Origin of the sequence: Streptomyces aurantiacus, from assembly GCF_027107535.1 — a bacterium.
Classification (GTDB): Bacteria; Actinomycetota; Actinomycetes; order Streptomycetales; family Streptomycetaceae; genus Streptomyces.
In genome coordinates this window covers 6,715,309-6,728,539 of record NZ_CP114283.1, presented here as the reverse complement: position 1 = coordinate 6,728,539, position 13,231 = coordinate 6,715,309, and the positions used below count along the sequence as shown (strand labels likewise).

Here is a 13,231-nt window from a genome sequence, read left to right as displayed (position 1 = left end):
CGGCCCCGCACGCCCATGGCGCGGGGTCGAACGCGGGGTCGCACACGAATCCGTGCGGCGGCCCGCAGCGCGGACCGGTCCTCCTCTCGCAAAGGTGCGCCCGACGCTCCCGGTGTCCGGTGGACCGCGTGCCCCGCTCGGGCGCCGTATGCGCGGGCGTGCCGCGGCGCGACGTGGAGCGCGGCCGGCCCGGCGCCTCGGGACAACGCCCGGCGGGGGAGCGGGAATCGGGCGGCGCGCGACCCCGCCCGAGCCGTCCTTGTGCCGCGGCTCGGCCGTGTGTTCTTGTGTTCCCATCCGGGCGGCCGTGGGGCGTCCTGGGCCGTGGAGGGGGCGAGGGTGACGACGGCTGACCGCCGGGGCCGGCTGCTGGCCATCAGCGACCTGCACATCGGATACGCCGAGAACCGTGCCCTCGTCGAGGCGATGCGCCCGGAGACCGACGACGACTGGCTTCTCGTGGCCGGTGACGTCGCGGAGACGGTGGCCGACATCCGCTGGGCCCTCGAAACCCTCACCGGCCGCTTCCGCAAAGTGATCTGGGCACCCGGCAACCATGAGCTGTGGACCCACCCCAAGGACACCGTCACCCTGCGTGGCACGGCCCGTTACGACCACCTCGTGGAGCTCTGCCGCGAGCTGGGCGTGACGACCCCTCAGGACCCGTACCCCGTGTGGGAAGGCCCGGGCGGACCGGTCGCCGTGGCTCCCCTCTTCCTCCTCTACGACTACTCGTTCCTGCCCGCGGGCTGCACGACCAAGGAGGAGGGACTCGCGTACGCCCACGGGACCGGCATCGTCTGCACGGACGAGCACCTGCTGCACCCCGACCCGTACCCCAGCCGCGAGGCCTGGTGCCGGGCCCGGGTCGCCGAGACCGAGCGCAGGCTCGCGGAGATCCCCGCCGAACTGCCCACGGTGCTCGTCAACCACTACCCGCTGGACCGGCACCCGACAGAAGTCCTCTGGTACCCCGAGTTCGCCATGTGGTGCGGCACCCGGCTCACCGCGGACTGGCACCGCACCCACCGCGTGGCCGCCATGGTCTACGGCCACCTGCACATCCCCCGCACCACCTGGCTCGACGGCGTCCGCTTCGAGGAGGTGTCGGTGGGATACCCCCGCGAGTGGCGCAGGCGCCCGGAGCCGCCGGGCAAGCTGCGCCGCATCCTGCCGATGGAGGTCTGAGCCGGTGATCGAGGAACTGCTCCCGGAATCCGTCGTGGCCGTGGAGGCACACACGGACGAGCACACCGAGGGCACGACGCCGGTCCCCGGGCTGTACCCCGAGGAAGAGGCGCTGATCGCGCGCGCCGTCGAGAAACGGCGCCGTGAGTTCACCGTGGTGCGCGGGTGCGCGCGGCGCGCCATGGAGAAGCTCGGCGTACCCCCGCAGGCCGTCCTGCCCGGCGACCGGGGCGCCCCGCGGTGGCCCGACGGGCTGGTCGGCAGCATGACGCACTGCGAGGGCTACGCCGCCGCCGCACTGGCCCGCGCCACCGACCTGGCCTCGCTCGGCATCGACGCGGAGCCGCATCTGCCGCTCCCGGACGACGTGCTGTCGTCGGTGGCGCTGCCCGACGAGGACCGGCGGCTGAGCGCTCTCGCCGGGGAACACGCCGCGATCCACTGGGACCGCCTCCTGTTCAGCGCCAAGGAGTCGGTCTACAAGGCGTGGTTCCCCCTCACCGGGAAGTGGCTCGACTTCGCCGAGGCGGACATCGAGGTCTTCATGGATCCCGGACGCACCACGTCCGGCGGTTTCCGCGCCGCGCTGCTCGTCCCCGGCCCGGTGGTCGACGGCCGTCGCGTCGGCCGCTTCGAAGGACGCTGGACGGTGGGCCGGGGACTCGTCGCGACCTCGGTGAGCGTGCCGCACGAGCGGGGCTGAACGCGGCTTCGGACGGCAGGCGAAGGGCCGGGCCCGCCGCCACGGCCCGCCGCCGTGGCGGCGGGCCCGGCCCCGACGAAGGACTGACGGCCGGTCATCACGCCTCCGGGCACCACGTGTGCAGCAGACGGAAGAACGCCTCCTCGTTGCCCGCGAGGCCCGCCGCGGCCAGCGCGCTCTCCGCCTCCGCGAGGGCGGACGGCGGCACGAGGGGTGGTCGGCCCGTGCCGGGCGGACCGTCCATCGCGGCTCGTACGGTCTGCAACAGGCGCAGATAGGCCTGCACGGCGGTGCGTTCGTGGTCGGTGAGTACGGCGGTCGGCATCGGACGGCTCTCCCGGTTCGGCTCGGCTTCGGCTCGTTTGTCGTTCACCACGCCGCCGCACAGCGGTGGCGCTGGGTCCAGCTTGCCGTCCGCCACTGACAATGCCCTTTCCGTACGGCTTCGTTCGCCCGGTCAGCGGAAGGGAATCGTCACCGAAACCCCTGGTCGGACAACGGATCCAGGCTGGAACGCAGTGTCGGAGCCGCACCGCCGGCGGCCCGGCGAGGGGCGGGTGGGCCGATGGCCGACGCCCCACGGCAGCGCTCGCGGCACGCCGTGCGGCTGTGTCCCGTCGGCGACGGAGAACCGCGGCCGCGCCGCGCCCGCCGGGCATCCGGGAGTGCCCTGCCCGGCGGGCGCGCCCCGGCACCGCTGCCGGCCGGCCACGGCCCACCGTCGCGCGCCGGAGCGGGACCCGCGCGAAGTGAGCGGGCGCAGCGCCACCTGACACCGGGCGGGCACGTCGGGACGGGTCGCGCCCCCGCCCCACAGGGGCGCGGGGAACCGCGCGACCAGCGACGACGGGCCCGCAGCCGATGAACCGGACTTCCGGCGGAGCGCTCAGCGGGCCCGCTCCGGGAAGTCGCTCCGCGGCCTGCACGCCGACCGGCTGCGGGCCGCCGCGACGACCGGGGACCGGCGCAGGGCGAGGGACATCCGCACGAGGTCACGCGGTCCCTCGGTGGGTGCGGCGGGGGAAGCCGCAGGGGACGCGGAGGACGAGGACCTGGTGGGCGCGGCCGGCTCGGCGGAGTCGATGACCCTGCCCTCCGGGTCCGCGGCCCGGGCCCGCACCGCCGCCGTCACCATCGCCGCGTCGGCCTCGGCCCGGGCCTGGTCGGGGTCGGAACCCGCCGCGAGCGCCGCGTCGTGGGCGCGCGCCCGCAACTCGGCGTCGAAGTAGGGGTACAGGCTGAGCATGCCGTCGTGGATGTCCGACTCCCGCTGTGTGACGCGGAGTTCGACGGGGGACCACCAGGACATCCGCACCGCGCGGCCCGCCTGCGGCGAGACCGGAGCCAGCTCGCGCCACAGCGGCCCCAGGCGGCGGTACGTCGACCAGGTCGACCAGGTGTCACCGGCCCGCTGACAGGCCAGCGGAAGACAGAAGCCGACCGCGCTGATCTGCGCCCCGACCGAGGCGAGCCCGGGGGCCACGTCGGTGCTGAGGTAGTCGAGGTCGCCGCCGTTCCAGCGGGCGACCACGGCGGTGAACTTGGCGCTCAGATAGGCGATGTTGCACACATAGCCGGCCACGATGATCAGCAGTCCGGCCCGTAGCCGGCCCTGCACCTGAAGGGCCCAGCGGCCGCACATCACGTTCATCGCGACGCCCGCCACGGCCAGCGCGCCCAGGTAGAGCACGATCATCTCGCGGACGAACGGCTCGTCGGCGTAGTACGTGTCGAAGTCCCGCAGCCGCTCGACCGGCGCGTCACCGAGGGCGAACAGCACGACCAGCGCCACGATCACGACGCCGTACCCGATGATCCAGCGCCGTGACGTCCGGCGGGTCGACTCCGGCGGTCCGCCGCGCCAGTTCACGATCAGCACCAGGCAGGCGGCGCTGAACGCGCTCAGCAGGCAGTAGACGAGCGGCGCCGAGGCATTGGTGACGCCGAGGAGGTCGTTCACCTCGGCGATGGTCGGCGGGGCCGCGAAGAAGAACACCAGCCCGGTCAGTGCCATCAGCGAGCACACGGACCGCAGCAGGGGGTCGCGCCAGGAACGCAGCAGCGAGGGGCCCTTGACGGCGAGCGCGGCCGCCATGGCGACAGCGGGAACGTAGTAGGTGGTCCCGTCCACGGTGGGCAGGCGCCTTCAGCCCTGCGGCCCGCGATAGCCCAGGGACGCCTCGATCCGGCCGGCGAGCCCCTCACGCCGTACGGGCCCGCGCAGCGCCGAACCGGGCAGCCACACGCGGCACTTGCTCGCCAGCAGCAGGCCGAAACTCTCGGCGTCCTTCTCGTCGGCCAGGTCGAACCGGGTGCGCGCCGCGACCTTCAGGACGGTCGCCCGCAGGTCGGCGTCGTCCGACAGCAGGCGGGCGGCGACGGCCGCGCCCTCCACGTGGTGGCCGCAGTGGCCCGCCTTCATGTGCCACAGCTCGTGGCCGAGTATCACCAACTGGTGGTCGGGCGCGGTGCGTTCCTCGATGACCACGAGGTCCTGCTCCGCCATGTCGAGCCAGAGCCCGCTGGCGGTCCCCGGCGGGAAGGCGGCCGTACGGAACCGCACGGGACGGCCGCGCCGCCTGCTCATCGCCTCGCACAGCGCCGTGTAGAGGTCCGCGGGCTCCGCCGGCGCGGGGAGCGAGAGCTCGTCGACCAACTCGCCGCACAGGCGGCGCATTTCCCTTCCGATGCCCACTGCTGTCCCCCGGATCACGACTCGGGCCGCTTGACGCTCTCCAGGAGCATGTCCAGCCACTCGGCGACCTTGTCCCGGTGCTGGTCGGTGGGCAGCTGCGCGGCCCGCCAGGCGATGCCACGGACCCCGTGGTCCTGCAGCAGTCTCTCCAGCGGGTCGTCGGCGGTGGCCGGGTTCGCGCGGCGCTCCCGGTCGGCGAGCCGCTGGAGCAGCTCCTGTTCGGTGCGCTGGAGGGCGCCGGCGAGGGCCTCGGGGTCCTCGGCGGTGAGGAAGCCGGCGTGTACGCGGAAGAAGCGCTGGATGGCGTCGCAGTGCTCCATCGTCGGGCGCCGGTCGCCGTTGATGAGCGCGCCCGCCTGCTGGCGGGACATGCCCGCGCCGTCGGCGATCTCCTGCTGGGTGTACCGGCGGCCGTTGGGCTTGAGGCGGGTACGGCGGAGCAGGTCGAGGCGTTGCAGGAAACGGGCCTGGAGATCGGGCTCGCCCGCGGGCCTCCCGTTCAGCAGGGACCGGACCACCACTTCCGGGACACCCGACGCGACGGACAGGCGGCGGACGTCGAACACCTCGTTGTGCGGTGCGCCGAGCCGCTCGGCCAGCCCGGCGACTCTGGCCACGACGGCCGGCAGCAGACCCGTCGCCGTGGCGCCCGGAACCTCGAAGCCATCCGTCACCGACAGTTCTCCTACGTCTCTCTCGACCGCTGGTGGGGAACCGGATCCCTCGGACGTGAAGTCCCTGTGCGGATCCGCGCTGTGCAGCGTGAACTGCCCGAAGACCGGAGAGTAGCTCTTTGGTCGAACTCACATCCAGGTCTCGCCACAACTGTGGCGGGATTCAGCCGTCAACGGGCGGCAAATGCCACGATAGTTGACACCGCTCCGGCCGGGGTAGCAGGATCACGACGCCGCGTGAAGGCCGCATAGGCAAGAGGGGTGGACCTCCCGATGGCGTACCAGGCAGGAGGGCCCCGGCCGCAGCCGCGACCCGTCCCCGAGAGTCTTGAGGCCCAGGCGTATCTCCAGGACTACGCAGCACTCCTGGACTCCGTTCCCTTCCCGTCCGTCGTCGTCGACCACCGCTGGGATGTCGTCCTGGCGAACGGTGCGTTCGAGACACTTTTCCGTGAGGTCGGCCCGCACCCCACCGCCATGCCGGGCGACAACTTCCTCCGGTTCGTCCTGTTCCATCCGGACGCGGCCACGGTCCTCGCCGAGCACGAGTCGAGCTGGTGCCTGCCGATGCTGGCGCACTTCGCCGCGACCGTGGAGCGGCACGGCCACGATCACGTGCTGCAGTCGATCCTGCGGGACATCGCCCAGGATCCGATCATGGACGCCGCCTACCGGCACGGCCTGCCGCACTGGATCCGCTCGGTCGGGCCGCACGCCGTGGAGCACGACGGTGCGGTGCGGCCCCTGCTGCACCCCGACCCGAGGTGGGGGCGTACGGAGTGCCGGATCGTCGGCGAGACCCCCAAGTCCCTTCATGACATGGGGTACACGCGGCTGACGCTGGTCCTGCGCGAGCCTCGTCGGCCGACGGCGGCGCGCCGGGCGAGCCGGGCGGGCCGCGCGCGGCGCACGGCCGGCCACCTCAGCGTGGTGCCCGCGGCCGAGGTCTGACGGCTCCCGGCCGGGCGAGGGCCGGGCCTCCCGTCCGCGGGATCCCCCGTTCCGCATTACGCAAGCTGCTTGCATATCTTGCGCTATTCTTGCGCTCATGACGCGACGACTTGCTCAGGTGGCGAAGAAGGTCGGGGTCAGCGAGGCCACGGTCAGCCGGGTCCTCAACGGCAAGCCCGGGGTCTCCGCCACCACCCGGCAGGCGGTGCTCTCCGCGCTCGACGTCCTCGGCTACGAGCGGCCCACCCAGCTGCGCGGCGAACGCGCCCGGCTCGTGGGCCTCGTCCTGCCCGAACTGCAGAACCCGATCTTCCCGGCGTTCGCCGAGGTGATCGGCGGCGCGCTCGCCCAGTCGGGCCTGACGCCCGTGCTCTGCACCCAGACCAAGGGCGGTGTCTCCGAGGCGGACTACGTGGATCTGCTGCTCCAGCAGCAGGTCTCCGGCGTGGTGTTCGCGGGCGGCCTGTACGCGCAGGCCGACGCCCCGCACGAGCACTACCGGCGGCTCGCGGACCGCAACATCCCGGTGGTCCTGGTGAACGCGGCCATCGAGGACCTCGGCTTCCCGGCCGTCTCGTGCGACGACGCGGTGGCCGTGGAACAGGCCTGGCGGCACCTGGCCTCTCTGGGACACGAACGCATCGGCCTGGTCCTCGGGCCCGGCGACCACGTCCCCTCGCGCCGCAAGCTCGACGCCGCACGCGCCCTGGGCGGACTCACGGACGAGCGTGTCGCCCGCGCGATCTTCTCCCTCGAAGGCGGGCAGGCCGCCGCCACCCGGCTGCTCGACCGGGGTGTCACCGGGATCATCTGCGCCAGTGACCCGCTCGCCCTCGGCGCCGTACGGGCCGCTCGCCGCAAGGGATTTGACGTACCGTCACAGATCTCGGTCGTCGGCTACGACGACTCGGCGTTCATGAACTGCACCGAGCCCCCGCTGACCACCGTCCGGCAGCCCATCGAGGCCATGGGGAGGGCGGCGGTGGAGTTGCTGAACGCGCAGATCGGCGGCAGCAGTGTGCCCACCGAGGAGTTGCTGTTCGAGCCCGAACTGGTGGTCCGGGGGTCGACCGCGCAGGCGCCCCGACACTGAGATCCACTCGACTGTCGAATAATTACAGATTTCACGCGGCATCTTGCGGACGGATGTCGGCGGTGCTTGAGTGTGCGACGCCCACTGCTCCTGCCCAGAGGGGTCCACCGATGAGAAGCACCGGGATCCGCCGTACCTGCGTCACGCTCATGGCCTGCTCCATGGCGCTCACCGCCTGTGGTTCCGGCGACGACGAGGCGGCCGACGGAAAGACCCGTATCACCGTCAACTGCATGCCGCCCAAGAGCGCCAAGGTCGACCGCTCGTTCTTCGAGGCCGACATCAAGGCGTTCGAGAAGCGCAACCCGGACATCGACGTCGTTCCGCGCGACGCGTTCCCCTGCCAGGACCCGAAGACCTTCGACGCCAAGCTCGCCGGCGGCCAGATGGAGGACGTCTTCTACACGTACTTCACCGACGCCGGGCACGTCGCCGACATCAACCAGGCCGCCGACATCACGAGTTACGTCAAGGACCTCAAGAGCTACGACACCATCCAGCGGCAGTTGCGCGACATCTACACCGTCGACGGCAGGATCTACGGCATCCCGCGCACCGGCTACTCCATGGGTCTGATCTACAACCGGAAGCTCTTCGAGAGGGCCGGACTCGACCCCGACCGGCCCCCGGCCACCTGGGACGAGCTGCGCGACGCCGCCAAGAAGATAGCCGGGCTCGGCAACGGCACCGTCGGATACGCCGACTACAGCGCGCAGAACCAGGGCGGCTGGCACTTCACCGCCGAGCTCTACTCGCAGGGCGGCGACGTCGTCAGCGAGGACGGCAAGAAGGCCACCATCGACACTCCCGAGGGAAAGGCCGTCCTGCAGAACCTCAAGGACATGCGGTGGACCGACAACTCGATGGGCAGCAAGCAACTCCTCGTCATCAACGACGTCCAGCAGATGATGGGTTCGGGGAAGCTCGGCATGTACCTCTCCGCGCCCGACAACATCCCGATTCTCGTGAAGGAGAAGGGCGGCAACTACGAGGACCTGGCCCTCGCGCCCATGCCGGGCGGCCGGGGCACGCTCATCGGCGGCGACGGCTACATGTTCAACAAGAAGGCCACGCCCGAACAGATCAAGGCCGGCCTCAAGTGGCTCGACCACATGTTCCTCACGCCCGGTGACGGCTTCCTCGGCGACTACGCCCGCGCCAAGAAGAACGACGCCCCGGTGGGCCTGCCCGAACCCCGGCTGTTCAGCGGCGCCGCCGACGCGAAGGACCAGCAGGTCAAGAAGGCCAACGCCAACGTGCCGGTGAACAACTACCAGGCCTTCCTGGACGGCAACCAGGACCTGGAGATGAAGATCGAGCCGCCCCGGGCGCAGCAGATCTACTCCGTCCTCGACAGCGCCGTCTCCTCGGTCCTCACCAAGAAGGACGCCGACATCGACAAGCTGCTCAGCGACGCCTCCGGGAAGATCGACTCCATCCTCGCGCGGGGCTGACCCCCGCCATGAAGACAGCGTCCAGGCCCCCGGTGCCTCCTCCGGCGGCCCTGCGCCGGACGGAGGCGCCCCGGCCCGGCCCAGGCCGGCGCCCGCTGGGCCGCCGCCTCGCCGACCAGGTGCACGCGTACGCCTTCCTCCTCGGCGGCCTGCTCTGCTTCGCGCTCTTCTCCTGGTACCCGGCGGTCCGCGCGGTCGTGATCGCCTTCCAGAAGTACACCCCCGGCGCGGACCCGGAGTGGGTCGGCACCGACAACTTCACCCGTGTCCTCCAGGACCCGGAGTTCGCCGCGGCCTGGCGCAACACCCTCACCTTCACGCTGCTCGCCCTGCTCATCGGCTTCGCCGTGCCCTTCGCCCTGGCCCTCGTCCTCAACGAACTCCGGCACGCGAAGGCCTTCTTCAGGGTCGTGGTCTACCTGCCGGTGATGATCCCGCCGGTGGTCAGCGCCCTGCTCTGGAAGTGGTTCTACGACCCCGGCGCCGGCCTCGCCAACGAGACGCTGCGCTTTCTGCACCTGCCCACCTCGAACTGGTCCAACGGCACCGACACCGCCCTCGTCTCCCTGGTCGTCGTGGCCACCTGGGCCAACCTCGGCGGCACGGTCCTCATCTACCTGGCCGCGCTCCAGAGCATCCCCGGCGAGCTCTACGAAGCCGCCGAGCTGGACGGCGCGAACCTCTGGCAGCGCATCCGTCATGTGACGATCCCTCAGACCAGGTTCATCATCCTGATGCTGATGCTCCTTCAGATCATCGCCACGATGCAGGTGTTCACGGAACCGTTCGTGATCACGGGAGGCGGACCCGAGAACGCCACGGTGACCGTGCTCTACCTGATCTACAAGTACGCCTTCCTCTACAACGACTTCGGCGGCGCCTGCGCGCTCAGCGTGATGCTCCTCGCGCTGCTCGCCGTCTTCTCGGCGGCGTACCTGCGACTCACCCGTTCCGGAGAGGAGGCCTGATGAGCAGCACGCGGACGCTTGTCTCACCGCTCGCCCTCGCCCGGCCCCGCGGCAGGGCGCTCTACTGGACCGTCTTCACCGGCGTGGTCCTCCTCTTCACGCTCGCCTTCCTCTTCCCCGTCTACTGGATGGCCTCCGGCGCCATGAAGTCCGCCGACGAGGTGACCCGCACCCCTCCGGCACTCGTCCCGGAGCGGTGGCACCTCGGCGGCTACACCGACGCGTGGGACCTCATGCAACTGCCCACGCACCTGTGGAACACGGTCGTCCAGGCCACGGGCGCGTGGCTGCTGCAACTGGTCTTCTGCACGGCGGCCGCGTACGCCCTGTCCAAGCTGCGGCCCGCCTTCGGCAAGGTGATCCTCGGCGGCATCCTCGCCACACTGATGGTCCCGGCGCAGGCGCTCGTCGTACCGAAGTACCTGACCGTCGCCGACCTGCCCCTGATCCACATCAGTCTCCTCAACGACCCCCTCGGCATCTGGCTGCCCGCCGTGGCCAACGCCTTCAACCTGTATCTCCTGAAACGGTTCTTCGACCAGCTCCCGCGCGACGTGCTGGAGGCGGCCGAGATCGACGGCGCCGGCCGGCTGCGTACACTCCGGTCGATCGTGCTCCCGATGTCCAGGCCGGTCCTCGGTGTCGTCTCGATCTTTGCGCTCGTCGCCGTCTGGCAGGACTTCCTCTGGCCGCTGATGGTCTTCTCCGACACCGGCAAACAGCCGATCAGCGTGGCACTCGTCCAGCTGTCCCAGAACATCCCGCTCACGGTGCTCATCGCCGCGATGGTGATCGCCAGCATTCCGATGGTCGCGATGTTCCTGGTGTTCCAGCGCCACATCATCGCCGGGATCAGCGCGGGCAGCACGAAGGGCTGACCTCCCCGTGCGGAACCCGCCCCTTCGACAGAGAAAGGCAGGCACCGTGGGACAGCCTTCCCCCGCCCGCACGACGAAGGACACCTGGTGGCGCTCCGCCGTCATCTACCAGGTGTACGTACGCAGCTTCGCGGACGGCGACGGCGACGGCACCGGAGACCTCGCCGGAGTGCGGGCCGGACTGCCGTACCTCGCCGAACTCGGCGTGGACGCCCTGTGGTTCAACCCCTGGTACCCGTCCCCGATGGCGGACGGCGGCTACGACGTGAGCGACTACCGGGCCGTCGACCCGGCGTTCGGCACCCTCGCGGAGGCGGAGAAACTCATCGCGGAGGCCGCCGAGTCGGGCATCCGCACCCTTGTCGACATCGTCCCCAACCACGTCTCCGACCAGCACCCCTGGTTCCGTGCCGCGCTCGCCGCAGGACCGGGCAGCCCCGAACGGGACCTCTTCCACTTCCGCCCGGGACGCGGCGCGCACGGTGAACTCCCGCCCAACGACTGGCCCTCCCAGTTCGCGGGATCCACGGAGCCCGTCTGGACCCGGCTGCCCGACGGCGACTGGTACCTGCACCTGTTCACCCCCGAGCAGCCCGATCTCAACTGGGCGCATCCGGCGGTCCGCCAGGAGCACGAGGAGGTACTGCGCTTCTGGTTCGAGCGGGGTGTGGCCGGTGTACGCATCGACTCGGCGGCCCTGCTCGTCAAGGACCCGGATCTGCCGGACTTCGTCGAGGGGCGCGACCCGCATCCGTTCGTCGACCGCGACGAACTCCACGACATCTACCGGTCCTGGCGGGCGGTCGCCGACGCGTACGACGGGATCTTCGTCGGCGAGGTCTGGCTTCCCGACTCCGAGCGCTTCGCCCGCTACCTCCGTCCCGACGAACTGCACACCGCCTTCAACTTCTCCTTCCTGTCCTGCCCGTGGGACGCGCGGGAGCTGCGCAGGTCCATCGACGAGACCCTCGCCGAGCACGCTCCGGTGGGGGCGCCCGCCACCTGGGTCCTGTGCAACCACGACGTCACCCGCACGGTCACCCGGTACGGCCGGGCGGACACCGCCTTCGCGTTCGCCACGAAGGCCTTCGGCACACCGGCCGACCTGGTTCTCGGCACCAGGCGGGCCCGGGCCGCCGCGCTGCTCTCGCTCGCGCTGCCCGGCGCCGCCTACCTCTACCAGGGCGAGGAACTCGGCCTGCCCGAGGCGGAGATCCCGCGCGAACGCATCCAGGACCCGATGCACTTCCGCTCGGGCGGGGCCGATCCGGGGCGCGACGGGTGCAGGGTCCCCCTGCCCTGGGTGGCGCGGGCCCCCCACGCCGGGTTCGGCTCATGTGAAGAGCCCTGGCTGCCCCAGCCGGCCGGGTGGGGCGCCTACGCCGCCGATCTGCAGGCGCAGGACCCGGGGTCGATGCTCTCCCTCTACCGGACGGCACTGAGCATCCGGCCGGAGCTCGGCGAGGGACCCCTCGCCTGGCTGCCCGCGCCCGACGGGGTGCTCGCCTTCACCCGGGGTGAGAGGGCGGTGTGCGTCGTGAACCTCGCGGACGCACCGGCCGACCTGCCCGCGCACTCCCGCCTGCTGGTCGGCAGCGGCCCCCTGGACACCGACGGACGCCTGCCGAAGGACACGGCGGTCTGGCTGCGCACCGGCACCTGAGACCGCACACCGCTGTCCCCGCACCCCGCCACGAAGGAATCAGGACATACGCAGAAGTGTCAGGTATGCGCCTATGGTTGCGGCGCCCGCCACCGGCAACACGGGCTGGCCGGCGGGCCGGTTCAGCGAGCTGGAGGCGTACCTGGACTGAGGTCCTTCACCACACGGTCGACCGGTGCCCCGCGCTTCGCCGTCTGGATCTGTTCGTACACATGGGTCCGCAGTTCGGCGAAGCGCGGGGACACCCGTGTGTGCAACTGGTCCCGGTCGGCAGGGAGGTCGATCTTCAGCTGCTCCTGCACGACCGTCGGGGAGGAGGAGAGGATCAGCACCCGTTCGCCGAGATAGACGGCCTCGTCGATGTCGTGCGTCACGAAGAGGATCGTGATGCCCCGCTGCCGCCACAGCCCGCGGACCAGATCCTCCAGATCGGCACGCGTCTGCGCGTCCACCGCCGCGAACGGCTCGTCCATGAGCAGCACTCCGGGCTCGTACGCCAGAGCGCGGGCGATGGCCACTCGCTGCTGCATGCCTCCCGAGAGCTGCCACGGATACGCGCCCGCGGCGTCCGTGAGACCGACGGAGTCCAGGGCGTCGGCGACCAGCTCACGCCGCCGGGCCGCGCTCAACTTCTTCTGCCTGAGCGGAAGTTCGACGTTCTCGCGCACCCTCATCCACGGGAACAGACTGCGCCCGTACTCCTGGAAGACGATGGCCATGTCCGGGGGCGGGCCGGTCACCCGGCGGCCCCCGACCGACACCTCGCCGGCCGTGGGCGTGAGCAGCCCGCCCACGCACTTCAGCAGCGTCGTCTTGCCGCAGCCCGACGGCCCGACGAGACACACGAGTTCGCCGGCATCCACCGAGAAGGTCAGGTCGCGTACCGCCTCCACGCGCCGGCCCGACCCCTCGTAGACCTTCTTGAGGCCGCTTACGTCGAGCATGGACCGCCCTTTCGCGAGGT

General features: G+C 71.2%; 13 protein-coding genes. 8 read left to right on the top strand and 5 right to left on the bottom strand.

The window, feature by feature from the left end; genetic code table 11:
- Positions 1-339: 339 nt before the first annotated feature.
- Both O1Q96_RS32000 and O1Q96_RS31995 read left to right on the top strand, forming a co-directional pair.
- Entirely contained in the window at positions 340-1,188 is an 849-nt protein-coding gene (locus O1Q96_RS32000) for a metallophosphoesterase family protein (protein ID WP_269251465.1), read from the top strand.
- 4 nt (positions 1,189-1,192) lie between these two features.
- Positions 1,193-1,891, top strand: coding sequence for a 4'-phosphopantetheinyl transferase family protein (locus O1Q96_RS31995; RefSeq protein WP_269251464.1), 699 nt, complete (start codon positions 1,193-1,195; stop codon positions 1,889-1,891).
- A gap of 97 nt (positions 1,892-1,988) precedes the next feature.
- Here O1Q96_RS31995 and O1Q96_RS31990 read toward each other — a convergent pair whose 3' ends face one another.
- The 4 genes from O1Q96_RS31990 to O1Q96_RS31975 all read right to left on the bottom strand — a co-directional run bounded on the left by O1Q96_RS31990 (position 1,989) and on the right by O1Q96_RS31975 (position 5,260).
- A complete protein-coding gene (locus tag O1Q96_RS31990; protein WP_269253809.1) occupies positions 1,989-2,216 on the bottom strand; it encodes a hypothetical protein in 228 nt (75 codons plus the stop codon).
- A gap of 561 nt (positions 2,217-2,777) precedes the next feature.
- Positions 2,778-4,022 carry an MAB_1171c family putative transporter gene (locus O1Q96_RS31985; protein WP_269251463.1) on the bottom strand — a complete coding sequence of 415 codons (1,245 nt, stop codon included), beginning with the start codon at positions 4,020-4,022 and terminating at the stop codon, positions 2,778-2,780.
- A gap of 15 nt (positions 4,023-4,037) precedes the next feature.
- On the bottom strand, positions 4,038-4,568 hold the full coding sequence (locus tag O1Q96_RS31980) for a toxin-antitoxin system, toxin component (RefSeq protein ID WP_217458439.1): 531 nt from the start codon (positions 4,566-4,568) through the stop codon (positions 4,038-4,040).
- 32 nt (positions 4,569-4,600) lie between these two features.
- Positions 4,601-5,260: a helix-turn-helix domain-containing protein gene (locus tag O1Q96_RS31975; protein WP_269251462.1), complete on the bottom strand. Its 660-nt coding sequence runs from the start codon at positions 5,258-5,260 to the stop codon at positions 4,601-4,603.
- 273 nt (positions 5,261-5,533) lie between these two features.
- Here O1Q96_RS31975 and O1Q96_RS31970 point away from each other — a divergent pair, with 273 nt between their 5' ends.
- The 6 genes from O1Q96_RS31970 (at position 5,534) to O1Q96_RS31945 (ending at position 12,267) form a co-directional block, all read left to right on the top strand.
- Entirely contained in the window at positions 5,534-6,211 is a 678-nt protein-coding gene (locus O1Q96_RS31970; RefSeq protein WP_269251461.1) for an MmyB family transcriptional regulator, read from the top strand.
- Positions 6,212-6,308: 97 nt separating this feature from the next.
- Positions 6,309-7,304, top strand: coding sequence for a LacI family DNA-binding transcriptional regulator (locus tag O1Q96_RS31965; RefSeq protein ID WP_269251460.1), 996 nt, complete (start codon positions 6,309-6,311; stop codon positions 7,302-7,304).
- A gap of 110 nt (positions 7,305-7,414) precedes the next feature.
- On the top strand, positions 7,415-8,758 hold the full coding sequence (locus O1Q96_RS31960; RefSeq protein WP_269251459.1) for an ABC transporter substrate-binding protein: 1,344 nt from the start codon (positions 7,415-7,417) through the stop codon (positions 8,756-8,758).
- Positions 8,759-8,766: 8 nt separating this feature from the next.
- A complete protein-coding gene (locus tag O1Q96_RS31955; RefSeq protein ID WP_269251458.1) occupies positions 8,767-9,726 on the top strand; it encodes a carbohydrate ABC transporter permease in 960 nt (319 codons plus the stop codon).
- On the top strand, positions 9,726-10,604 hold the full coding sequence (locus O1Q96_RS31950; RefSeq protein WP_269251457.1) for a carbohydrate ABC transporter permease: 879 nt from the start codon (positions 9,726-9,728) through the stop codon (positions 10,602-10,604). The genes O1Q96_RS31955 and O1Q96_RS31950 overlap by 1 nt, the downstream gene beginning before the upstream one ends.
- 46 nt (positions 10,605-10,650) lie before the next feature.
- Entirely contained in the window at positions 10,651-12,267 is a 1,617-nt protein-coding gene (locus O1Q96_RS31945) for a glycoside hydrolase family 13 protein (RefSeq protein ID WP_269251456.1), read from the top strand.
- A gap of 122 nt (positions 12,268-12,389) precedes the next feature.
- Here O1Q96_RS31945 and O1Q96_RS31940 read toward each other — a convergent pair whose 3' ends face one another.
- Complete coding sequence (locus tag O1Q96_RS31940) at positions 12,390-13,211, bottom strand: ABC transporter ATP-binding protein (protein WP_269251455.1); 822 nt, start codon at positions 13,209-13,211, stop codon at positions 12,390-12,392.
- Positions 13,212-13,231: the final 20 nt, after the last annotated feature.

Coding starts and splice junctions, on each gene's coding strand:
- O1Q96_RS31990 (WP_269253809.1), bottom strand. CDS start 2,216: ATGCCGACCGCCGTACTCACCGACCACGAACGCACCGCCGTGCAGGCC.
- O1Q96_RS31980 (WP_217458439.1), bottom strand. CDS start 4,568: ATGCGCCGCCTGTGCGGCGAGTTGGTCGACGAGCTCTCGCTCCCCGCG.
- O1Q96_RS31970 (WP_269251461.1), top strand. CDS start 5,534: ATGGCGTACCAGGCAGGAGGGCCCCGGCCGCAGCCGCGACCCGTCCCC.
- O1Q96_RS31965 (WP_269251460.1), top strand. CDS start 6,309: ATGACGCGACGACTTGCTCAGGTGGCGAAGAAGGTCGGGGTCAGCGAG.
- O1Q96_RS31960 (WP_269251459.1), top strand. CDS start 7,415: ATGAGAAGCACCGGGATCCGCCGTACCTGCGTCACGCTCATGGCCTGC.
- O1Q96_RS31955 (WP_269251458.1), top strand. CDS start 8,767: ATGAAGACAGCGTCCAGGCCCCCGGTGCCTCCTCCGGCGGCCCTGCGC.
- O1Q96_RS31950 (WP_269251457.1), top strand. CDS start 9,726: ATGAGCAGCACGCGGACGCTTGTCTCACCGCTCGCCCTCGCCCGGCCC.
- O1Q96_RS31940 (WP_269251455.1), bottom strand. CDS start 13,211: ATGCTCGACGTAAGCGGCCTCAAGAAGGTCTACGAGGGGTCGGGCCGG.